The sequence below is a fragment of the Gloeocapsopsis sp. IPPAS B-1203 genome, from assembly GCF_002749975.1.
Taxonomy (GTDB): Bacteria; Cyanobacteriota; Cyanobacteriia; order Cyanobacteriales; family Chroococcidiopsidaceae; genus Gloeocapsopsis.
In genome coordinates this window covers 328133-350399 of record NZ_PEIG01000004.1, presented here as the reverse complement: position 1 = coordinate 350399, position 22267 = coordinate 328133, and the positions used below count along the sequence as shown (strand labels likewise).

The 22267-nt window shown below is 44.5% G+C and carries 18 protein-coding genes; 10 read left to right on the top strand and 8 right to left on the bottom strand.

Annotated elements, in window-relative coordinates; genetic code table 11:
* Positions 1-5 precede the first annotated feature (5 nt).
* The 3 genes from CSQ79_RS27625 to CSQ79_RS09665 all read right to left on the bottom strand — a co-directional run bounded on the left by CSQ79_RS27625 (position 6) and on the right by CSQ79_RS09665 (position 1671).
* Positions 6-164: a VOC family protein gene (locus tag CSQ79_RS27625; protein WP_289500991.1), complete on the bottom strand. Its 159-nt coding sequence runs from the start codon at positions 162-164 to the stop codon at positions 6-8.
* A gap of 162 nt (positions 165-326) precedes the next feature.
* The gene (locus CSQ79_RS09670; protein ID WP_289500989.1) at positions 327-1436 is read right to left on the bottom strand and encodes an A/G-specific adenine glycosylase; all 1110 of its coding nucleotides are present in this window, start codon (positions 1434-1436) and stop codon (positions 327-329) included.
* Positions 1399-1671 (bottom strand): hypothetical protein, encoded by a 273-nt coding sequence (locus CSQ79_RS09665; protein ID WP_099700971.1) that lies wholly within the window; start codon positions 1669-1671, stop codon positions 1399-1401. Before CSQ79_RS09665 ends, CSQ79_RS09670 begins: the two co-directional genes overlap by 38 nt.
* A 139-nt stretch (positions 1672-1810) precedes the next feature.
* On the opposite strand from CSQ79_RS09665, the gene CSQ79_RS09660 reads away from it, so the two are divergent.
* From CSQ79_RS09660 to CSQ79_RS09620, 10 genes are all read left to right on the top strand, one after another.
* Positions 1811-2452 carry a TraX family protein gene (locus tag CSQ79_RS09660; protein WP_289500987.1) on the top strand — a complete coding sequence of 214 codons (642 nt, stop codon included), beginning with the start codon at positions 1811-1813 and terminating at the stop codon, positions 2450-2452.
* 704 nt (positions 2453-3156) lie between these two features.
* A complete protein-coding gene (locus tag CSQ79_RS27620) occupies positions 3157-3675 on the top strand; it encodes a CheR family methyltransferase (protein ID WP_289500985.1) in 519 nt (172 codons plus the stop codon).
* Positions 3602-4357, top strand: a complete 756-nt coding sequence (locus tag CSQ79_RS27615) for a CheR family methyltransferase (protein WP_289500984.1) — start codon at positions 3602-3604, stop codon at positions 4355-4357. The genes CSQ79_RS27620 and CSQ79_RS27615 overlap by 74 nt, the downstream gene beginning before the upstream one ends.
* Positions 4358-4534: 177 nt before the next feature.
* The gene (locus tag CSQ79_RS09650) at positions 4535-5839 is read left to right on the top strand and encodes an RNA-guided endonuclease InsQ/TnpB family protein (protein WP_099700970.1); all 1305 of its coding nucleotides are present in this window, start codon (positions 4535-4537) and stop codon (positions 5837-5839) included.
* Positions 5840-5935: 96 nt separating this feature from the next.
* Positions 5936-6973 (top strand): response regulator, encoded by a 1038-nt coding sequence (locus tag CSQ79_RS09645; protein WP_099700969.1) that lies wholly within the window; start codon positions 5936-5938, stop codon positions 6971-6973.
* Positions 6974-7082: 109 nt separating this feature from the next.
* Positions 7083-10169 (top strand): hybrid sensor histidine kinase/response regulator, encoded by a 3087-nt coding sequence (locus CSQ79_RS09640; RefSeq protein WP_099700968.1) that lies wholly within the window; start codon positions 7083-7085, stop codon positions 10167-10169.
* Positions 10170-10178: 9 nt separating this feature from the next.
* Positions 10179-10595 (top strand): element excision factor XisH family protein, encoded by a 417-nt coding sequence (locus CSQ79_RS09635; RefSeq protein ID WP_099700967.1) that lies wholly within the window; start codon positions 10179-10181, stop codon positions 10593-10595.
* Positions 10583-10909 carry a XisI protein gene (locus CSQ79_RS09630; RefSeq protein ID WP_099700966.1) on the top strand — a complete coding sequence of 109 codons (327 nt, stop codon included), beginning with the start codon at positions 10583-10585 and terminating at the stop codon, positions 10907-10909. The genes CSQ79_RS09635 and CSQ79_RS09630 overlap by 13 nt, the downstream gene beginning before the upstream one ends.
* 93 nt (positions 10910-11002) lie before the next feature.
* Complete coding sequence (locus CSQ79_RS09625) at positions 11003-17551, top strand: ATP-binding protein (protein WP_099700965.1); 6549 nt, start codon at positions 11003-11005, stop codon at positions 17549-17551.
* Positions 17552-17648: 97 nt separating this feature from the next.
* Positions 17649-18383 carry a glutathione peroxidase gene (locus CSQ79_RS09620; protein WP_099701030.1) on the top strand — a complete coding sequence of 245 codons (735 nt, stop codon included), beginning with the start codon at positions 17649-17651 and terminating at the stop codon, positions 18381-18383.
* A 52-nt stretch (positions 18384-18435) separates the two neighbouring features.
* On the opposite strand, the gene CSQ79_RS09615 is transcribed toward CSQ79_RS09620, so the two are convergent.
* The 5 genes from CSQ79_RS09615 to CSQ79_RS09595 all read right to left on the bottom strand — a co-directional run bounded on the left by CSQ79_RS09615 (position 18436) and on the right by CSQ79_RS09595 (position 22148).
* A complete protein-coding gene (locus tag CSQ79_RS09615) occupies positions 18436-18894 on the bottom strand; it encodes a protein tyrosine phosphatase family protein (protein WP_099700964.1) in 459 nt (152 codons plus the stop codon).
* An 87-nt stretch (positions 18895-18981) separates the two neighbouring features.
* Positions 18982-20598: a cyclic peptide export ABC transporter gene (locus CSQ79_RS09610; protein ID WP_099700963.1), complete on the bottom strand. Its 1617-nt coding sequence runs from the start codon at positions 20596-20598 to the stop codon at positions 18982-18984.
* A gap of 118 nt (positions 20599-20716) precedes the next feature.
* Positions 20717-21100, bottom strand: a complete 384-nt coding sequence (locus CSQ79_RS09605; RefSeq protein ID WP_099700962.1) for a PepSY domain-containing protein — start codon at positions 21098-21100, stop codon at positions 20717-20719.
* A gap of 58 nt (positions 21101-21158) precedes the next feature.
* On the bottom strand, positions 21159-21419 hold the full coding sequence (locus tag CSQ79_RS09600; protein ID WP_099700961.1) for a hypothetical protein: 261 nt from the start codon (positions 21417-21419) through the stop codon (positions 21159-21161).
* A 54-nt stretch (positions 21420-21473) separates the two neighbouring features.
* On the bottom strand, positions 21474-22148 hold the full coding sequence (locus CSQ79_RS09595) for a Uma2 family endonuclease (RefSeq protein ID WP_099700960.1): 675 nt from the start codon (positions 22146-22148) through the stop codon (positions 21474-21476).
* Between the last annotated feature and the right edge of the window lie 119 nt (positions 22149-22267).

The window sequence follows — 22267 nt, the reverse complement described above, 5'->3', positions numbered from 1 at the left end:
GTAAGCTAGTTCAAGCCCAACTGTATCACGATAGAACGCAATTGACGTTCTGGCAACACGTAAGCTAGTTCAAGCCCAACTGTATCACGATAGAACGCAATTGATGTATCGAGGTGCTTTACAGTTAAGTGCGTTTCAAATAAACCTTGGATTGAGACTACCAATTTACCAGCCTCCAATAAGCTACAAAATTCCAGTAGTAGCTCAATTATTTATTACATTAATTATTCCACACAAGTGAAGTAAAAGTAGAATTTTAAATACTGTTGCTGAATAGAATAAAAAGAACTTCTTGAATCCAAGAGTTATAGTAAGGGAGGCGATCGCTACTGATTTTGCATTAAAAATAGTTGAAAGACTTTTTTGTCTAGTGTGGTAGCAAGTTTTTCTATTATGTCACTTCTTTTTACCCAGTAGATAGGCGCTGAGAAACCTAATGTTTGCAGAATCAGTGCAGAATCACTATATTCTTCTATTACTTGCACAATGAAAACTCTGCCAGAAATACGATGATGAGTAATAGTATGAGAAAAATTGTCAGTTGGTTTAGAAATTTGTATTGATAGCGAGTATAAAATACTTTCTAATTCTATTACTTTGTCTTCACTCACTAAGGGAAAACCAATAGTATCTTTCAAAAACCCTTTTGTTCGTTTTACAAAAGCAAATGTATTAGTTTCTTTGTGCCAAATAATCAATGCAAACAACTCAATATGAACTGAAGTACGTCGCGGTTTTTTGGGTGGACACTGGGCAATACAATTATTAGTAAATGCGAGACAATGTTTCTGTAAAGGACATTGATCGCATAGAGGCTTTGATTTACGACAGATGGTCGCCCCTAATTCCATTATGGCTTGATTAAAATCGCCAGGACGTTCTGCAGGAATAATATTATTGACATAATCTTGAATTATTGATTGTCCTGATTTACTCCATACATCGGATAACGCGAGTAAACGACTGACAACACGGATAACATTACCATCAACACACGCAACTTTTTCGTGATAACAGATGCTGGCGATCGCAGCTGCGGTATAAACACCACAACCAGGAATTTTTAACCATTCCTCATAAGATTGCGGAAAACGACCGTGAAGCTGTTCTACAATCATTTGTGCGCCTTTTTGCAAGTTCCGCGCCCGCGCATAATAGCCTAATCCTGACCAAAGTTGACGTAATGTCTCTTCATCACACTCGGCAAGATCGTAAACTGTAGGCAACTGTTTGATAAATTCAGAGAACTTGGTAACAACGACAGCCAACACTGTTTGTTGACTCATCACTTCACTCACCCAAGTGTGATACACATTGATTTCTTCACGCCAGGGTAAGCGTCGCTTGTGGTTGTTGTACCACGTCAATAGTTTTTCCGCGTCAGAATGCATAATGATATTAGCGATCGCGATCCGCCCGGGGACTAAAAAACTCACTGCAAGATACTTGCACAACCTCCTCGAAGCCTAAATCGTGTAAATGTGCGATCCATCCTGCTGGTGTGTCATCGTGTTCTAAAGTTCCTAAAATTAATGCGACATCAGCAATTTCGGGGACAACGCATACGCTATAAAAGTAAGGTTCTTTAGCTGCAAACGAAAATTCTACAGCTAGCCAATCAGGAATTGCGTTTAAATCAGGTTCGCCATTTGCTTTAAAGCACAGAGTCATGTCTACTTTTATTGAAGTTGTTTAAAATGAAAGCAGATAAAGTCATGAATTGCTCTTAGGATGCCTAATTGCCCGTAATTAAGAGCGATTAGTATTTTAAGTCAAATCTGTATTAAGTAATCGTGTTGGTACTAGAAAGTTGAAATTGCAGCTTAATAACTATCAAATCAAATTGCTAGCTGCGATTTTTATGGTAATCGACCATGTAGGCTTGGTTTTTTTTCCTCAAGTTTTCGTTTTTCGAGTTATTGGGCGTCTGAGTTTTCCACTGTTTGCTTGGTTACTAGCCCAGGGAGAAAAATATACACGCAGCTTTCCCCGATATTTAAAAAGACTTGTACTCTTAGGTATATTAAGTCAACCGCTACATACCCTTACTTTATCAGGAACGAGATTCAATATTCTATTTACACTGTCGCTAGGGTTGATGACTCTACGATTAGGTCGGAAGTGGCGAGATTATAAATACTTAATTTGGATTTTGGGAAGTGTATCAGCAGAATTACTCCGAGTTGAGTATGGTGCTTATGGCGTTGCTGCAATGTGCTTGCTATCATTATTTACACCAAATATTCATTGGTGGTTAGTGTGGATTGGGTTGCATTTAGTTGATGCGATCGCCCTGTCGAATATCTTTCAACTACCCGCAGTAGTTACTCCAGTATTTCTTCATTTTATTAATCACCAAAAGGGAGCTAAAGCACGTTGGTTCTACAGCTTTTATCCGTTACACTTACTCATATTATTTCTGATCTTTCGCTTAAAAGAGGCGTGGTTCTAATTTATCCCAATTTTAGAAAGAGTTGCAGTAAATCACAATTCATTAAGAAAAATCATTAATGAAAAATAGAAGCCTTCCAGATAAAAATCTGTGCATTGTTGACTCAAAGCAATGAAAGAATGAGAAAAAAGATTAAGATATACTTAAATAATGACTAAGCTGGAAAAAGTTATAAGTAGGTGGACATAATTAAATATTACACTTGTTAAAGTCGGTAATAGGTAATGGGTAATGGGTGATTCTTAATAAGTATTTTCTCAATTATCCAGTTACCAGTTACCAATTACCAATGACCAATGACCAGTTACCAACCTTTTAATTACGTTTATTTGCACCCACTTACTTACAAGGTATCTATCTTGCTGAATAAATTTAGCAGATTGCTTAACATAGCTTAGTTTATTTCATTTAGTAGATGAAATAAACACGAAATTTTATCAGAATTGCATAGGTGTAATTTGTCGTTTAAATGTTCGTACTTAAGAACTGCTTGATTTAACTGCAGATGAACCAGCCCCAAAATGAGCGCGAATTTGCAGCTTTGTTAGACTACCTCAAAAATAACCGAGGTTGTGACTTGACTAGGCTATAAGCATCCTACCTTGCAGCGGCGGTTTGCTCATCGCATGCACAACATTAATGTTACGAATTATCAATTCTACTTGCAGTATTTGCAAAGTCATTCTGAGGAGTATTTAGCTCTTTTGAACGATGTTTTAATTAATGTCACCTGTTTTTTTCGCGATCGCGATGCTTGGGAATATCTAGCAAGCGACATTATTTTTAAGATGATAGCTAATAAACAGCCCGATGAATCAATTCGAGTATGGAGTGCGGCTTGTGCTTCTGGGCAAGAAGTGTATAGCCTAGTTATATTGTTTGCCGAAGCTTTAGGTATTGAATCGTGCTTACAGCGAGTTCAGTTCTATGCAACGGATATAGATAAAGCTGCCATAAAACAAGCACGTCTTGCCACATACAGTGCTACAGAAGTAGCAGAAATTCCCTCCAATTTACGCGAGAAATACTTTGAGCAAACACCACAAGGCTATGTTTTTCACCACAAGCTACGCCGTATAGTTGTTATTGGTCATCACAATTTAGCTGAAGATGCACCAATGTCTAAGATTGATTTACTAGCGTGCCGTAATGCCTTATATGTATTTCAATCCAGAAACTCAAGCAAGTCTTCTAGTGCGCTTTCATTTTGCTCTAAAAGATAGTGGTTTTCTGTTCTTGGGTAAAGCAGAATCATTAGCCACCCGCAGACAAGTTTTCACCCCAGTCAACTTAAAGCATCAAATTTATAATAAAGGATTAAACTTGGAGTTGAGAGATCACCTCTTAATTACACCCAAGTCAGGTAAGAATCAAGCACTCGATACAGTAGCAAATCAAAGCTACATTTGGCAGACGGCGTACGAAACAAGCCCTTTTGCTCAACTAGCAGTAGATTTAAACGATCGCCTAGTCATGGTCAATATGCAAGCAAATGTCTTATTCAAATTAACCTTAGACGATTGGCAGCGTTCTTTTAAAGAACTAGAACCAGGAAAGTTGGTAGGTAAGTGTGCGGCAATGAAATCAATATACCGCGATCGCCGTCCAGTTACTTTGAAGAATGTTGAGTGGATCGTTGCAGACGGCATAAAATACTTAGACATTACTATCGCCCCCGTCTTCAACCATAACAAACATCTATTGGGAGTCAATTTGACATTTATTGATGTTAGCGATCGCATCTCACAAGCAGCAGAACTTGAAGACACAATTGCACAATTAAGTAAAGTTTCTGAAACACTTGAGCAAACAAAAGTTGCACTAAAGAGTACTTGTGTTGAACTCGAATGCACTCAACACGAGTTAGCATCTGTATACCAAAAGACGCAGTTTAGTAATTCGTAGTCTCTCATTTAGCTAAATTAATGACAAATTACGAATCGTTTATCAAATATTTCACCGAATGGGACGGAAGCTATGATACGCCCTCATCTTTCAATTGGGGGAGGAAACGCAACGCAGCAGTTTTAACCGCCGTCACACAGATCAACCACCTGTGAGAACTAGGGTATCATAAAATATATGATAACTCTAGAATTCAAATTGAAAGGAAAAGAAATTCAATACCGAATCGTCGATGAGATGATTCGGACTTTTCAGTTTGTGCGGAATAAATGCCTTGGGTTTTGGATGGATGGATATAAAGTCGCGGAAGGCGACCGCACGCGTTCCTGCCCGAATGCATTCGGACAGGGTCGAGCGGTTAAACTATCCGAAGTCAACGCCGAAGCAACTAGAGTTAGACATAATCCAGAATGGGAATGGGCAGGAAAGTTAGAATCATCAAGCGCACAAGCAGCGTCAGAAAGAGCGATGTCTGCAATTCGTCGTTACTATGAGAATTGCAAAGCTAAAATACCTGGAAATATTGGTTTCCCTAAGTTTCAAAAGAATAATCGCTCAGTCGAATATAAAGTTGCTGGTTGGAAACTAAGTCCTGATAGAAAACGAATTACTTTTACCGATAAATTCAAAGCAGGGACGTTCAAGTTAGTAGGAAGCTACGATTTGAACTTTTACCATTTAAAGGCAATTAAGCGAGTCAGGATTGTTCGTCGCAGCGATGGTTATTATTGTCAATTTTGCGTAGCTGTAGAGCGAAATATAAGTATTAACCCGACGACGGGAAAGTGCTTAGGGATTGATGTCGGCTTGTCCAAGTTTTATACAGCTAGTGACGGCTCTTCGATAGAGAACCCAAGATATTTAAGGAAAGCCGAGAGAGCTTTAAAAAGAGTACAACGTCGTGTTTCAAGCAAGTTTCGCAAACCCAAAAAGAAAGGAGAAAAGGTCAAACAGTCAAATAATTACAAAAAAGCGTGTAAGCGGTTGGGTAAAAAACATTTAACGGTACAACGCAGGCGTAAAGACTTTGTAGTAAAGACGGCAAAGGCGTTATTGGAATCTAGCAATTTCATTGCGTATGAGAAGTTGAATGTCAAAAAATTAGTCAAAAACCGCAAACTGTCAAAGTCAATATCAGATGCCGCTTGGACTCAGTTTACTGGTTGGATAGAACGCTACGGGATGCTATATAAACGTCCTGTCGTAGCAGTACCACCACAATATACTAGTCAAGATTGTTCGGGCTGCGGTACGAGGGTAAAGAAGACTTTATCTGTGCGTACCCATATTTGCCCTAATTCTAAGTGCCAGCTAGTTATTGACAGAGACGAAAACGCTGCTGTGAACATCTTGGTTAAAGGATTGAACATAGCAGGCATTGTTTTGAATTCGAGTACCGTTGGGCAAACGGGAATTAACGCTTCAGGACAGACCAACCTCTGTTTGCTAGGTGAGAATCTAGCAGATAAGTGGACTGGATGAATGAAGAATCCCCTGACTTTAACGACAGTGGAGTCGGGGGAGTGTCAATAAACTAGAAATTATAGCAGCCAGTGGATAGGCAGCATCAGACATCATATGAGTGACGAGCAGTTTAGACAGTACGTGCAAGAATTTCATCAGCAGATGGCAGTGCTGCTTGATTATGTCATGCAGTTATCCTCACCGCAACAGCAACAAGTTCTGGAAGTTTTGGAGAATATGTCTGCTGCTATAGCAAATCTTCAGTTGCTACAAGAGGAAATGCGAACGAGTTTGGAAGCATTAGATGTAGTTGAAGATCAGTTGCTTCAACAAAATCAACAAGTTTATGCAGAACGTAAGCATTATTACAATTTGTTCCAGTTTTGCCCAGACGCTTATTTAGTCACCGATGCTACTGGATTAATTTTAGAAGCCAATTCAGCGATCGCCTCTTTACTCAATGTCCCACAAGCATATCTGATCCGTAAACCATTGGCTGTGTTTGTCGCCCCAAGCGATCGCCCTGCGTTTCGTACTTTTCTCAACCATTTGTCTCAAAGTAATATACAAAGTTGGGAAACAAACCTCTGCCCAAGATATGGCGAACCATTCTTAGCTCAATTAAAAGTAGCAAGCACTCGCGATCGTTTTGGTGTAATCGCAGCATTACATATCAGCGTGCATGACATTAGTGAGTACAAACAAGTTAATCAACTTAATGAGGAACTACAAATAGTCATACAGACTCCTCCAATGGTAGTCCCAAAATTACTTGACGGATTACAGGTTCTTGTGGTAGAGGACGAAGCTGATGCACGGGAATTTATCAGCGCTGTTCTGGAGTCGCATGGAATTTGTGTGACAGCAGTTGCCAGCACAGCAGCAGCATTGGAGGTACTAGAACAATTTCATCCAGATGTTTTAGTGAGCGACATTCGGATGCCGGATGAAGATGGATACAGCTTGATTCGTAAAGTAAGAGAAATGGAGGCTCTTCAAGGATGGCATATTCCGGCAGCAGCACTAACGGCTTATCTTGGAGAAGATCGCGACAAAGCACTGGCAGCAGGATTTGAATCGCATTTACACAAGCTAGCTCAACCTAGTGAGTTAATTGAAATGGTAGCTCAACTAGCAGGCAGAAAGTTCTGATACCGTTTTGCTGTGAGGGGTGAGTTATGAGTTTTGAGTTATGAGTTATTTTCTTCAATTCAAAATTCAAAACTCTCTATTTCTCCATTGTTGAGGACGAGGTATAACGATGATGCCTGAACTCGGAACCAGTCGATCCACTGAAACGATTTTTGCAGGTGGTAGCGAGATGGCAGCATTGATGCGATCGCACGATTGGTCGAACACTTCCCTAGGTCCAGTCGAGAACTGGTCGCCAACCCTGAAGACTCTCGTAAGCACAATACTAGCATCGCGCTTTCCCCAAGCCATTTACTGGGGAGAGGACTACATCCAGTTTTACAACGATGCCCTAATTCCCATCTATGGGGCATATCACCCTCATGCCCTGGGACAACCCCTCCGCGAGACGTGGACAGAAGTGTGGGATGACCAGTTTTCGTCGATGTGTGAGGGTGTCAGAAACACGGGTGAAGCCTTCTTTGTGAAAGATCAACCTCAGCTCGTCTTGCGCTTTAGCTACCTGGAGGAAGCCTATTTCACCTACTGCTATAGCTCTGCGCGCGATGAGACGGGCAAGAGCAGGGGGATATTCGCTACCATAACTGAAACCACCCAGCAAGTAATTAGTCAACGTCGCTTGACAATGCTGCGAGAGTTAGCCACGGCGGTTAGTGGGGCAAAAACACTACAGTCCGCCTGTCTCGCCGCCGCTGATACGCTCAACCCCTACGATATTCCCTTTGCCTTGTTCTATCAGGTCAATTTCCAGGGCAATTTAGCAGAACTGGTGGCTGCAAGTGGGCTAACCCCAGACAGTGCCGCTGCACCCCCAACGATTGCGCTGTCCTCGAATGATTCAAAGTGGCGGCTGGCTGAGGTGTTCCAGAGCCGTGAACCACAACTGATGACCGATGTAGTCGATCGCGTCTGTGCATTACCAGGAGGACCGTGGGCAGAAAATCCTCATTCTGCTTTCATTCTCCCGATCCTATCGGGCAACAAGGAACAGGTGGAATGTCTGCTGGTTGCCGGAATCAGCCCCCGCCTGCCGTTCAATTCCGAATACCGCTCATTTCTCGAACTGGTGGCTCAACAAGTTGAAAGTTCCATTGCAACGGTTCGCAGCTACGAGGAGGAGCGTAAACGGGCGGAGGCATTAGCAGAACTCGATCGCGCCAAAACAGCTTTCTTTAGCAACGTTAGCCATGAATTTCGCACACCACTCACCTTAATGCTGGGTCCTGCTGAGGATGCTTTGGCAGATCAAGATAATCCATTACCCCCTCCTCAACAGCAACGGCTCGAAATCATGCAGCGCAATGGTTTGCGTCTACTCAAGCTCGTGAACACGCTGTTAGATTTCTCACGGATTGAGAGCGATCGCTTATCCGCAGTTTACGAACCGACCGATCTGGCAACGTTTACGGCTGAACTAGCTTCGGTGTTTCGCTCAGCGATCGAGAAGGCGAAATTGCGCTTGGTGGTCGATTGTCCTCCTTTAACTGAGCCAATCTATGTCGATCGCCAGATGTGGGAAAAGATTGTCTTTAATCTGCTTTCAAACGCTTTCAAGTTCACATTTACAGGTGAGATTACCGTTCGCCTTGCTCAAGTCGATCATCAGGTTGAGCTAGCGGTAAAAGACACGGGTATTGGTATTCCAGCAGCAGAAATTCCCCATTTGTTTGAGCGGTTCCACCGAGTGAAAGGGGCACAGGGACGCACATTTGAAGGATCGGGAATTGGCTTATCGCTAGTGCAGGAATTGGTGAAACTGCATGGTGGCAAAGTTCAGGTCAGCAGTGTAGAGGGAGAAGGCAGTTGCTTTCGAGTGTCGATTCCGACCGGATATGCCCATCTTCCTCCTGAACAAATTAAAGCAACTCGTACCATAAATGCAACGGCGATCAGTGCTACACCTTATGTGCAAGAGGCAGAATTTTGGCTCCCCATTGAAGACGCAAGTGTTGAGTTCTCAGTGTTGAGTTCTGAGTTAGAAGCAAACTCTTTAACTCAAAACTCAAAATTCAAAGCTCAAAACTCTCAAACGGCTCGCGTTCTATTAGTCGATGACAATGCAGATATGCGCGAATATGTGCAGCGGTTATTGAGTCAACGATGGCAGGTGGATACAGCAGCAAATGGTGCGATCGCCCTCGCACAAATTCAACAACAACCGCCCGACCTCATTCTCAGTGATGTAATGATGCCGGAGAAAGACGGATTTCAATTGCTGCAAACGCTGCGGGCTGACCCGCAAACAAAAAGTATTCCAATAATTCTTTTGTCAGCAAGAGCAGGAGAAAAAGCGACCATAGAAGGATTAGCAGCAGGTGCAGATGATTACCTAATCAAGCCCTTCTCAGCTTGCGAACTCCTTGCCCGTGTAGAAGCGCAACTACAAATGTCACGACTGCGCCAAGCGCAATCTACTAACCGCTTTAAAGATCAGTTTCTCATGACTGTGACGCATGAACTGCACGCTCCTCTAGCAGCGATTCTTGCTTGGGCACGTTTGTTACTTGCCAAACCTTTTGACCAAAACACAATGACTCGCGCATTAACATCGATCGAGCGCAATGCCACAATTGAGGCAAAATTGGTGCAAGATTTGTTGGATGTTTCTAGCATTCTCGCTGGAAAGTTAAAATTACAGCCTCAACCAGTCAGTCTTGTCCCTCTGATCAAAGAAGTTGTGACAACGCTGCGTCAAACTGCTCAGGTAAAGCAAATTCAACTGGTTGAGAAGATCCCTGATACTACACAAGTAACAGTTTTAGGAGATGGCGATCGCCTCAACCAAATCATCACCAATTTGTTGTCTAATGCCATCAAATTTACGCCTTCAGGAGAACAAGTAGAGATTAGTTTATCAATAATAAGGGCTAAGAGAAATCACCAATCACCAATTACCCATTACCAATTACCCATTACCAATTACCCATTACCAATTACCCATTACCCATTACCCATTACCCATTACGCTCAAATCCAAGTCAAAGATACTGGCATTGGCATTTCCCCTAACTTTCTCCCTTATGTCTTTGATTGCTTTTGTCAAGCCGAAGTCCCCAGTCGTCATTCACCAGGAGGTGTCGGCATTGGACTTGCGATCGCGCGTTACTTAGTCGAATTGCACCACGGTACAATCGAGGTAGCGAGTGAAGGCGAAGGATGCGGGGCAACTTTTACCGTCACGCTGCCATTAGTTTGAGCCAGCAAGATGGCAAAAGACGTTTTTCACGATACTGTTAAGCTGGCGTTGCAAAAAGATGGTTGGATAATCACTCACGACCCCTATCGCCTACGCTATGGCATTGCTGATATTTATATTGATCTTGCCGCCGAAGAAGCGATTGCTGCCGAAAAAGCAGAACGTAAAATTGCAGTTGAAGTGAAAAGTTTTACTAATAGTTCTGCCATTTCTGAATTTCATACCGCCCTCGGTCAATTCTTGAACTATCGCATTGCCTTGGAAGCGTCAGAAGAGCCAAATCGCATTCTTTATCTAGCAGTTCCTAAAGATGTACATCAAACTTTTTTGCGTTTCGAGCTAGCAAAAACAGCGATAGACCGCTATGACGTTCGCTTGATTATTTACAATCCAGATAGGGAGGTGATTGAGCAATGGATCGAGTGAACCAATATCGCCAAATTGTGCGTGGTTTCCTACAAGATTTTGCTGCTGACGATTCGGAAGCCCAGTTGATTTTTGACGAAAAGCGCGATCGCTATCTGGTAATGCATAATGGCTGGCGTGGCGATTACCGCATATACGGTTGTGCTATGCACCTCGACCTGATTGACGGCAAAGTCTGGATTCAACACAACAGCACCGAAATTTTTATCGACCGAGAATTGATTGAGCTTGGCATTGCGCCTCAAGATATTGTCTTAGGATTTCGATCGCCCAGCGTTAGAGAACGCCTTGCTGCTTTACAACAAGGGAAATAGAGTCAAATTGAGGGTACTCGCATATTGACGCGAATCTTTGATTATTTCAATCGCTAGTGAATAAAATTCTTGCCAGCCGGAGCGACAAGTGCTATGCAACGACCACAACCTGAAACTGTCACATTAGACGATGTTTTGATTACCGAGGAGTTGTCAAGGCGTTCGCCCCGTCCCCCCAACTGGCAGGCGGAAAATCAGGCAATGCATACCTTAGCACGGCAGCTAGTCAATCAGCCGGAAACAATGCTCCAAAGTTTAGTTGACATGGCGCTCGATTTATGCACTGCCGAAACTGCAGGCGTCAGCTTGCTGGAAACCACGGCTGATGGCAAAGAATTTCGCTGGACTGTATTAGCCGGAACATTAGCACAATACGTCGGTGGTACTAGCTCCCGTAACTTTAGCCCTTGTGGAGTTTGTCTTGATCGCGGCACACCTGTACTTTTTGCCCATCCCGAACGGTATTTCACCTACTTTCAAGCAGCTAATACCCCAATTGTCGAAGGCTTAGTATTGCCGCTGATTGCGGATAACCATGCGCTCGGCACAATCTGGATTATGTCGCACGATCAAGCGCGACACTTTGACTCGGAAGATGTGCGAGTGATGACGAGTCTGGCAGATTTTACAGCGGCTGCCCTGTTTTTGAAACAGCAACAAACTCAAGAATTGTTGGCGAAGAATGCCCAACTAGAAGTTGAGGTTATTGAACGTAAACGTGCTGAAGAGTTTGCGCGGGAGAGGGAAACACGCTTGCGGGCAATGATTGAGAATCTGCCTGGTGGGGCAGCTTTTGTTGTCGATCGCGATTTGCGCTATTTGCTAGCCCAAGGAGAAGCATTGGCGATCGCCGGATTCAAACCGGAAGATTTCGTCGGGCAGACGATTTTTGAAGTACTGCCACCCGAATTAGCCGCGAATTATGAGGTGCTGTACCGTAAAGCTCTTGCAGGCGAGCCGTTTGAGCAAGAACACTATGCCCACGCTCGCACCTACATCTCACGCGGAACGCCGCTGCGGGCTGAAAATGGCGAGATTTATGCGGTGCTTGCAGTTTCCTACGACATCACCGATCGCAAACGTAGTGAAGAAGCATTGCGTGAGTCTGAGGAACGATTTCGCACGCTGGCGAACACGGCACCTGCTCTGATTTGGTATAACGATGCGCAGGGTAATAATCGTTTCCTCAATCAATATTTCCTGGATTTCACGGGCAAGAATGCAGAGCAGATTCGCGGGGAGGGTTGGCATGATTTAATTCATCCAGACGATGCTGAACTTTACATTGCTGATTATTTGGCAGCAGTCCGCGAACAGCGACCCTGGCACAACCGCAACCGCATTCGGCGGCATGACGGGGTGTGGCGATGGCACGACAATTATGCCCAACCGCTCTTTAATGCCGATGGCGTTTATCTCGGTCATGTGGGCGTGACGATCGACAATACGGACACCATTGAAGCCGAAATTGCTCTACGCGAGTCGGAAGCGAAATATCGATCGCTGTTTGATTCAATCGACGAAGGCTTCTGCCTGCTCGAAACGATTTACGACGAGGCGGACAATGTGATTGATTACCGCTTTCTGGAAGTCAATCAAGTCTTCGAGCGGCAGTCGGGACTCAAAAATGTGGTGGGCAAGTTGGGTAGCGAGATTGCCTCGAACACAGAACCTCACTGGCTCGAAGCTTATCACAGCGTGGTGCAGACGGGCGAACCAACCCGCATCGAAAACTACAACGAAGATACACGACGGTGGTATTCGGCTTACATCTCGCGGTTCGGTGGTGCGGACAGTCGTCAGGTCGCCGTCGTGTTCAACGACATCAGCGATCGCAGACAATCGGAACAAGAAATAAAAAGAGCGAACCGACTCTGGCGGACGATGTTCGACAATTCGCTGCAATTCATCCAGTTATTCAAAGCCGTGCGCGACGAGCGCGGCGACATCGTTGATTTCGAGTGGCTGCTGACCAACAAGCAGTGGAACGACTGTTGGGGCGAGATGGCGGGCAAGCGAATGCTCACGGAAAACCCGGCGGTCATCGAAACTGGGCTGTTTGAAAAGTTCAAACAAGTAACGGAGACTGGCGTTGCTGAGATGCAGGAACATCACTACGCCCACGAACAATTCGACGGCTGGTTTTTACAGACCGCCGCCAAAGTGGAAGACGGTTTTCTGCTCTCCACGCTTGACATCACCGATCGCAAACGCCGCGAAGCGAACCTTGCTTTTCTCAATGTGGTCGGCAAAGATTTGGCGCGTCTGTCCGCACCGGAAGAGATTTTTCAGGCAGTTGGCAAACGCCTCAGCGAATTTCTTGGGCTTTCGGGCTGCGTTTTTGCGGATGTGGACGAAGCCAAAGGCGAAATAACTGGGAATCACGGCTGGACAGTATCGGCAGTTCCGAGTCTGAAACAAACTTTCCGGTTTGAAGAGTATGTGGACGAAGAACTCAGCCGCCTCGGTCGTGCCGGAGAAAATTTCATTGTCTGCGATACGGCGACGGACGAGCGGGTGAACGCGGAAAATTACGCCCAATTGAACATCGGCGGCGTAGTTGCCGTTCCATTCCTACGCGACGGACGTTGGAAGGGTTATATCGCCGTTACAACCATCGAACCGCGTGATTGGCAGGCGGACGAAATCGAACTTTTACAAGAAATTTCCACGCGCATCTTCCCGCGTATCGAACGCGCCCGCGCCGAAGCAGCCCTGCGCGAGAGCGAGGAGAAATTCGCCGCACTGTTCGCGGCATCGCCAGTTCCGTTCATGGTGCTGGAAGCGAACCCACCCGATTTTACGATTACCGCCGCGAACGAAGCCTATTTCGCCGCCACCCTGACCACGCCCGAAGGACTGATCGGACGCAGGCTGTTTGATGTCTTCACCGACGATCCGAACCGCCCAGGCGATCATGGGTCGGAGGCGCTTGCACTCTCCCTTGATCGCGTTCTGACCTCACGACGACCGGACGCGATGGAGCGGACGCGATATGACATTGTGACTCCTGACGGCGGGTTCGAGCCGCATTGGTGGCTGGCGATCAACGCGCCGTTGCTCAACGCCTCTGGTCAGATCACCGCTATCATTCACCAAGTTACCAGAGTGACCGAACTGCACCTCGCTGAGGAGGCGGAGCGGAAGAACCAGGAGCGGCAGGCGTTTCTACTCAAGTTGAGCGATGCGCTGCGACCGATCGCTGACCCCTTGGCGATCCAGCGCGAAGCCAGCCGGATTCTGAGAACGCATCTGGGTGCGATTCGGGTTGCCTATCTGGAGAAGCACGAGGACGATGTGACTTGCACCGTCATGGCGGAGGATAAATCTGAGGAAACTTACTCACTTTTCGGAATCACCTTCAATTGGCTCGACTTCGATCCATCAGGACTCGATCGAGTCCGCGAGGGTCAGACCATCAGCCGTGAAGACGTGCGGATTGATGACGATCTCACACCTGAGCAGAAAGCCACTTTCGCCGCCTCTGGATTCTGCGCCTTCATGATCACGCCGCTGGTGAAGTCTGGTCGGATGGTTGCCTACTTCCTGGTACACTTTGACCGTCCTCACAAGCCAGTGCCCGACGAAATCACGCTGCTAGAGGAAACCGCTGATCGCACCTGGGCAGCGGTCGAACGTGTGAAAGCCGAACAGAGTTTACGCACGTCGGAAGCTAAATATCGAACGCTATTCACCTCGATCGACGAAGGCTTTACCCTGCTAGAAATGATTCCTGACGAGTCAGGTCATCCCGCTGATTTTCGGATTGTGGAAACGAATCCAGTTTGGGAGCAACAAACTGGTCTAACCGATGCAGTCGGCAGGACGCTGTTGGAAGTCGTTCCCAATTTTGAACAGCAGTTGCTTGACTTCTACATTGATGTCGTGATTTCCGGCAGAGGAAGGCGTACCGAATACTATACGGCATCCGTTGACCGTTGGTATACCGTCTATGCCTCGCGGATCGGCGGTGAAGGGAACCGTCAAGTTGCCGTGGTGTTCAACGATATCAGCGATCGCAAACGAACCGAAGAGCAGCAGGCATTTCTGCTGAAATTTAGCGACGCGCTGCGTGCAGAACCCGATGCGGACTCCGTCGCGAACCGAGCAGTCCGGATGCTCGCTGAACATCTGCACCTCGATCGCGTCTGGCTCAGCGAAGTATTCGAGCAGCAGGGCATCTCCACAGTCGGTCCGGAATATCACCGTCCGGATCTACCGCCGATGTCGGGCATCTATCGGCTGTCGGACTACCCCGAAACGATGCGACAGCTTGCAACCCAGCCGATGGTCATCCACGATGTAGCCAGCGACCCCGACTTCTCAGACTCCGAGAAGGCACTGCTGGACCAGTTACACATACGATCGCTGCTGGTTGTGTCGCTGCGAAAGGGGCAACACCAAGTCATCTGGGCGCTGGTGTGCGCCGTAGCCACACCCCGTTACTGGAACGAGTCCGAGCGGGTGCTGCTGGAGCAAGCCAGCGAACGTATCTGGGCTGCCATTGAACGCGCCCGCGCTGAAGCAGCGTTACGCGAATCGGAACTTCAGCGAGTGCGAGAACAATCTGAGCGCGAACAAGAACGCCAACGGGCTGAATCGCTGGCAGAACTCGCTCGCGCTAAAACTACATTTTTCAGCAACGTCTCTCACGAATTTCGTACACCGCTGACGCTGCTATTAGCTCCCTTGGAAGATGCGTTAAGCGATCGCACTTTGCCACCTATTCATCGAGAACGCCTAGAACTTACTCACCGCAACAGCCTGCGCTTACTAAAGCTGGTCAATACCTTGCTTGACTTCTCTCGAATTGAATCTGGGCGAATAGAAGCGGTTTACGAACCGACGGATTTAGCAGCGTTCACAAGTGAGTTAGCTTCAGTATTTCGTTCGGCGATCGAGCAAGCAGGTTTACGGCTAATTGTGGATTGTCTACCATTGCCTGAACCTGTGTATGTTGATCGCGAAATGTGGGAAAAGATTGTTCTGAATCTGATCTCGAATGCGTTTAAGTTCACGCTAAACGGTGAAATCAGAGTTAGCCTCCATCCCGTCGATCATCACGTTATTTTTGAGGTTCAAGATACTGGTACAGGAATTGCGCCGGAAGAATTGCCGCATTTGTTTGAGCGATTCTATCAAGCGCGATTGAGCAAAGCCCACGCAGCGCGATCGCACGAAGGCTCTGGCATCGGCTTAGCGCTCGTGCATGAACTGGTGCAATTACAAGGTGGAATCATTAACGTCAGCAGTACGCTTGGACAAGGAAGTTGTTTTACAATTACGCTGCCTTTTGGAGTAGAACACTTGCCGCAGGAGCAAATCAAAGCATCGCGCACGCTCACGTCAACCTCAGTCGGGGCAACTGCTTACGTGCAAGAGGCAGAACTTTGGCTTCCCACTGAAGCGGCGAGTGTTGAGTTTTCGGTATTGAGTTCTGAGTTAGAAAAAAACTCTTTAACTCAAAATTCTCAAACGGCTCGCATCCTTTTAGTGGATGACAATCCAGATATACGCGATTACCTCACTCGCATCTTGAGCAAACACGCTCAAGTCACAGCCGTTGCAGACGGAGCTGCAGCGCTGTCATCGGTGCAAGCACAACTTCCAGATTTGATTCTCAGCGATGTGATGATGCCAAACTTAGACGGCTTTGAATTGCTGCAAGCCTTGCGATCTGATCCGCGTACTAGAGAAATTCCGATTATTTTGCTATCTGCGCGTGCAGGAGAAGAAGCGATCGTCGCAGGACTAGAAGCGGGTGCAGACGACTACTTAATCAAACCCTTCTCAGCACAGGAACTCGTGTCTCGCGTCAATGCCCATCTCCAAACGGCAAAACAGCGATCTGTTGCACTTCATGAGGCAAGAACTACGCTCCGCCAAAAGGATGAACTGCTATCAACGATTTCGCACGAACTGAATACTCCCTTGGTGTCAATTCTCGGTTGGACGCGCTTGCTACGCAGCAATCCCCCCAATTTGTCGATGTTGACCAAAGCATTGGATACGATCGAACGTAACGCCACGCTGCAAGCTAAATTGGTGCAAGACTTGCTCGATATTTCCCGCATCAGTGCAGGTAAACTACGTTTGCATCCTCAGCCAGTCGAACTCGCAGCGGTCATTGAAACAGCGATCGCCGCAGTCTTGACTGCGGCGATCGCGAAAAACATTCATGTAGAATTTGCAAAACTTACTGAACCAGCACTTACAAGCGTCTCTGTTCTAGCTGATGCCGATCGCCTGCAACAAGTCATCTGCAATCTCCTCACCAATGCGATTAAATTTACCCCAGAACAAGGACAGATAGCAGTGAAGTTAGAAGTAATATGTAGTGATACCAACCAATTACCAATTACCAATTACCAATTACCAATTACCCAAATCGCCCAAATCACCATCACTGATACAGGTATTGGCATCTCGGCTGAGTTCCTTCCCCATATTTTTGATCGCTTTCATCAAGCCGAATCTGGTTTAGCTGGTGGATTAGGTTTAGGACTTGCGATCGCGCAACATCTCGTCGAACTCCACAATGGTACTATCCATGCCTACAGTGCAGGAGAAGGGCAAGGCTCAACTTTTGTCATTAGGCTCCCACTGTTAGATGATTCAAGAAAGTTAGAAGATAATGACTAAATGACTAATAGAGAACACTTCCTCAATGTCCTCTTGACAAACCATACTCGTGATGAGTACGCTGCAATTGTTGCAATTTGTAAAGGAATTTTTATTGATGTTGTCAAACCGAGAAGGACAAAGGGTTCCTAGTTGCACTTTTCGTACTCGTCAGAATAGTGAGTGGGTTGATATCACAACTGATGATTTGTTTAATGGTAAGACAGTTGTTGTATTTGCCTTACCAGGTGCATTTACTCCCACTTGTTCGTCAACTCATCTTCCTGGCTACAACCAAATGGCAAAAGCTTTTTACGAAAATGGTGTAGATGACATAGTTTGTGTTTCTGTCAATGATGCTTTTGTAATGAACGAATGGGCAAAGCATCAAGAAGCAGAGAATATCAAAATGATTCCCGATGGTAATGGAATATTTACCGAAGGAATGGGAATGCTAGTTGATAAAACAGATTTAGGCTTTGGTAAACGTTCCTGGCGCTATTCGATGTTAGTAAAGGATGCCGTTATTGAAAAAATGTTTATCGAACCAGAAGAGCCTGGCGATCCTTTTAAAGTCTCTGATTCTGAGACGATGCTTACTTACATTAATCCAGAAGCTGCTAAACCGCAATTAGTCTCGCTATTTGCCAAAGTTGGTTGTCCTTTCTGCTCTCGTGCTAAATCAATGCTACAAGAACGCGGATTAGACTATGAAGAGATTGTCCTTGGTCAAGACGTAACAACTCGCTCGTTACAGGCAGTAGCAGGCGCAACTACAGTACCACAAGTATTTATTGATGGCAAATTGATTGGTGGTTCAGAAGCTTTAGAAGCTTACTTTGCTGCTTTGTAAGGATATGAATGTATAAATTCGTAGTTCGCACAATTTAACTCGAATTACGAATTTATTTTTGATAATATGCAATTACCTTTTCAATAAATTGCTGCCAAGTTTCATTCGGTTGCCAAATTTGATATAAACTTTTTTTGGCTTCTTCTATATTTGTTTGTTCGTGAATAATGCGATACAAGTACACAAATGCTGAAACTCGCATATTCATTGCACAATGAACAAAGACATTTTTATCTGCGTTTTCTTCCATCACTGCAAAGAATCGCTCAATATCTTCTAAAGTAGGTTTCTCCCAAATGACTGGAATGTGTACATATTTTATTCCTAAATTTTCTACTATTTGTTGCTCATTGGTTATAGCATTGGTTGAGGTTGGTAAAGCAAGGTTAATCACAACATCGTAACCTGCTGCTTTAATATCAGAAAATTGCTGTGTAGTAGGTTGTCCTGCGGTGGCAATAGAATCAGATAATGGTAGAAAATTGTAGATATCTTCAAGTTGTTTTGACATAATACTAATTCATAACTAGAGATTAGGACTAAATTTAATATTAGAATTGATGCAATTAATTGTAGCTAGTTTAGCTTACAGATTTTACTAGGCATAGCTACTGTCATACTCTACCTTACCGTAATCTAACTTAATTACCCGATCTGCTAAGTGAAAATAGCGATCGTCATGACTAATAACTAGTATCGTTTTATTGCGCTTTTTGAGGTTTAATAATAGTTCTTTGTAGAAGATATCTCGAAAGTAAGGATCTTGATCTGACGCCCATTCATCAAAGAGATATATAGGACGATCTTCTAAAAATACTGTCAGTAATGCTAAGCGTTTACGCTGACCTTGTGATAGTGCTGTAGTAGAAAGTAAACCATCTTTTACTTGAACTTTTGTGTTCAAATGAAGTTTTTGTAGATACTCTTGTGCTTGTTGATCGAGGGAAGCATTTTCTATACCCAATAAGCGCTCAAATAAAAAGAAATCAGAGAAAATTGCCGAAAAATGCTGCCGATACCACTCTAAATTTTCCTCGTTGATGAGTTTGTTATCTAAACGAATTTTGCCTGATTCTGGAACATATAACCCAGTGATGATTTTGGCTAGCGTTGATTTACCACTACCATTACCACCAACAATAAACACAAGTTGACCAGGATACAATGTTAAGCTGAGTTCCCCTAACACAAAATTGCTATCTTCCTGTTCACCTCGGTATGTGTGAGTGACTTGATCGAGTTCTAGCTTATTCCAGTTAGTAGTAGATATTTCTGTTGTGTTGTTTGTTTCTTTCTGGCTTGCTAAAGCTAATTTCATTCTTTCAACTTTCTGTAAGGCAACATTAGCACGAAACAAAGCTGGAAGTCTTTCTAAAATGTTCTGAAAGGGAACGAGTAAGTAGGTAATTGTGAGAATATAGGCGGAGAGTATCGCAGGAGAAACAGTAGTTAATTGCGGAAGAGCAAAGATTAGTAAACCAACAATGGTAAAGAAAAGCAGATTTCCCCAACCAGTAGCGATCGCAAATGTCTTAAACGCTGTCAAATTATGATCGCGAGATGTCGCCGCACTGATTTGTAATTCATCTGACAAAAATGCTTGACGACGTAAAGCATGAAGTTTGAGTTCTTTGACTCCGTCCGTGATGGCGCGAAAGTGTTTAAATAACCTGTCTTGTTCTTCACGCGCTAACGAGAGAAACTTCCGCGCACGAGTCAGCAGAAATTGCGTACTGGCGATCGCTATTCCCAAAAATACAATGACAATTAAAAAGACGACGCCCGAAAGCCAACCGAGATAAATCAAGCATCCTGCAATGATCGCAACATCTATGCATACAAAGGGAATCACAAATATTGTATTAGATAGTGTTTGGACATCTTCTGTCAGAGTTGCTAATAAACGACTCGCACCAAGTTCTTCTAAATGTCGCAATGGAGAAGATAAAATTCCCCGACTCAAACGCAACCGCAAATGATAAACTGCTTCCTGAGCAAGGCTGATGAGTAAAACTTGTGAAATAACGCTAGTTAACAATGCAACAACTGCAAGCCCAACAAAGTACCATAAGAGATTATTCGTTGATTGCTCATTTACAGCACTATTGATGAGTGCAATCAGACGGGCGCTACAACCACCGCTAATCAAACCTGTTAACACAGCGATCGCAACATTTACCCAAGAAGCTTGCAGTAGTAACCAAATTAGGTTCATCGCTTACGCTTTTGAATTGAATTGCATCTAACTCATAAAATGATTTTATTAAAGTGAATCTCTTCCAATTACCAATTACCAATTACCAATTACCAATTACCCTAATCCTGACTGAATTTCATTCATAGCTATCAGGAATCTGCACACTACTACGCGGGCGAAAAGAATCTTCATCACCTTCGTTGTTTTCGCTATCCAATGTTATATTTTCTGAGTAGAGAACAAAACCATTGCCAGCATCGACGATCACTCTTGTATCACCAACAATCACCTCATATACTAAACCACCATTTCTATCAGCAAGATTCACACTGCTAGCAGTACCCCCTATTGCGGATTCTGCTGTTTTCCTAGCTTGGGCTAATGAGATTTTGGCAAGCGATCGCCAACGAGAGGCTTGGGCTACTTGGATGTTAATCTGAGATAATGCAGCTTGGGTGCTGAACACTAATTCACTAACACCGAGTACAGTAAGTAAAGTAATTACTAGTAAATTTCTCATGTTCTAGTAAGATGGCTGTATTTATAAGAGCTAATTGCTAAAAGCTAACAACTTGAAATTAAGCGTGTAAATTTGCTTGTTCTTGCAACCAAGGGTCTACAGGTTGTCCATCTTTACGCCGCAACTCGATTTCAATCGCAATGACTTCTTGAGAACCAGGAGGCGCAGGTTTTTGATGAAAAATAATGTCATAGTCGGCTGGATTTTGATTGCGTTCTTTTAACCAATCCTGCACTTTTGTTGTGGCAAAAAATGATTGCCCTTGCTCGAACATTCGAGTAATCTGCATTTGTAGGGTGTATGGATTTAAGCGTCCCATATTTTCCTCTTGGTTTTTGGTAAGTGGTAATGGGTAATGAAAAATTACTACCTACTACTCTAATTCTTCAGGATTAATTCCTAATTCTCTGAGTTTGGCTGCGAGTTGTTGAGAACGGGCTTTTTCTTGTTCTAACTGTTGCATAACTTGTTCCCGCGAAGTTGCTAACTCAACATAAGTCGCAAATCTTTCTCCATCGGGGCGATACAGCACAAGATCAGTGTCCGCCATCTCAAATCGAATACCAAGTCGCGGACTCACCCAACCTAAGATCGGTTCAATGACATCTAGCCGATTTTCTCGACGCAACCAACCACTCAGATCGCCTTTATCAGGATCGTACAAGTAATATTCTTCTACACCATGACGGTCATAAAATACCAGCTTTTTATCCATCTCTGTTTGGGTATTACCAGGCGATCGCACTTCAAACACCACTTGTGGTGCGATATTATCTTCTTTCCATTGTTGATAAGAACCTCTATCCCCTTTAGGTCTACCAAAGACTATCATGGCATCTGGCGCAGCGCGAGTTACGTTGTTTCCTTCAATGGGATACCACAGTAAGTCACCCGCAACAAATACATTAGGATCGTCTTTAAATAACCACTCTAACCCTTCTTTAATAGTGACAATCCAACGGAATTGTTTAGTATTATCTGCCATTGGTTGACCGTCACTATCAGGATAAATGACCTCTGACAGTGTGGATTGTACTTGTGACATCAGCGGTTCTCCACATAAAGTGATTGGCTAACTGAATTATCTAGATACCCTTCGACTGAAGTCGGGACTACTCAAACAAAGTGTGTCTCCCTCCGCACACTAAGAGGAATTTGTGGTGAGTA

Bases quoted from the DNA above. Each gene is read 5' to 3' on its own strand.
- CSQ79_RS09665 (WP_099700971.1), bottom strand. From the start codon at position 1,671: ATGACTCTGTGCTTTAAAGCAAATGGCGAACCTGATTTAAACGCAATT.
- CSQ79_RS27615 (WP_289500984.1), top strand. From the start codon at position 3,602: ATGCCTTATATGTATTTCAATCCAGAAACTCAAGCAAGTCTTCTAGTG.
- CSQ79_RS09650 (WP_099700970.1), top strand. From the start codon at position 4,535: ATGATAACTCTAGAATTCAAATTGAAAGGAAAAGAAATTCAATACCGA.
- CSQ79_RS09645 (WP_099700969.1), top strand. From the start codon at position 5,936: ATGAGTGACGAGCAGTTTAGACAGTACGTGCAAGAATTTCATCAGCAG.
- CSQ79_RS09640 (WP_099700968.1), top strand. From the start codon at position 7,083: ATGATGCCTGAACTCGGAACCAGTCGATCCACTGAAACGATTTTTGCA.
- CSQ79_RS09635 (WP_099700967.1), top strand. From the start codon at position 10,179: ATGGCAAAAGACGTTTTTCACGATACTGTTAAGCTGGCGTTGCAAAAA.
- CSQ79_RS09630 (WP_099700966.1), top strand. From the start codon at position 10,583: ATGGATCGAGTGAACCAATATCGCCAAATTGTGCGTGGTTTCCTACAA.
- CSQ79_RS09625 (WP_099700965.1), top strand. From the start codon at position 11,003: ATGCAACGACCACAACCTGAAACTGTCACATTAGACGATGTTTTGATT.
- CSQ79_RS09620 (WP_099701030.1), top strand. From the start codon at position 17,649: ATGTTGTCAAACCGAGAAGGACAAAGGGTTCCTAGTTGCACTTTTCGT.
- CSQ79_RS09615 (WP_099700964.1), bottom strand. From the start codon at position 18,894: ATGTCAAAACAACTTGAAGATATCTACAATTTTCTACCATTATCTGAT.
- CSQ79_RS09610 (WP_099700963.1), bottom strand. From the start codon at position 20,598: ATGAACCTAATTTGGTTACTACTGCAAGCTTCTTGGGTAAATGTTGCG.
- CSQ79_RS09605 (WP_099700962.1), bottom strand. From the start codon at position 21,100: ATGAGAAATTTACTAGTAATTACTTTACTTACTGTACTCGGTGTTAGT.
- CSQ79_RS09600 (WP_099700961.1), bottom strand. From the start codon at position 21,419: ATGGGACGCTTAAATCCATACACCCTACAAATGCAGATTACTCGAATG.